The sequence below is a fragment of the Lysobacter sp. TAB13 genome (assembly GCF_052113885.1).
GTDB classification, from domain to species: domain Bacteria; phylum Pseudomonadota; class Gammaproteobacteria; order Xanthomonadales; family Xanthomonadaceae; genus Lysobacter; species Lysobacter gummosus.
In genome coordinates, this window is the sequence record NZ_JBFRDR010000259.1 from 1 (window position 1) to 417 (window position 417).

General features: G+C 63.1%; 1 protein-coding gene. It reads right to left on the reverse strand.

The features are described from left to right. Positions 1 to 316, reverse strand: a 316-nt coding sequence (locus tag AB4Y92_RS26080; RefSeq protein WP_441822260.1) for an EipA family protein, incomplete at its 3' end; no start/stop codon positions are given. Positions 317 to 417: the final 101 nt, after the last annotated feature.

The window sequence follows — 417 nt, forward strand, 5'->3', positions numbered from 1 at the left end:
GCCAGAACACCTTGCGATCGCCGGCATTGCGCGTGAACAATGTGCCCTCGCCAAAGCGGAGGCCACCTACGAAAGCACCGGAGGCTTCCTGGCCGAGCACATAGCCATTGGGTTCGCCCCAGCGGCGAACGGCCTCCTCGATCGTCAGCGCAAGCCCACGCGAGACATTGCCAAAGAACTGATGACCGGAGCTGACGAGCTCGGTCTGAGAAAAGGACTGCGGATTCTGGCTCTGCGCCAGCACCGGCAGGCTGCTCAAGCCAAGGGTGGCCGAGACAACCGCACCGGCCAGAAGGGAACGGCGAGTGAGATCCATTGAGGAAACTCCGGGCTAGGCGTCGCATCCCGGCCGGGTGGCCGAATGCGCGGCGGGGCACGGCATCACGCGAATGCGTGACAATTCAGTAACCAGTTTGA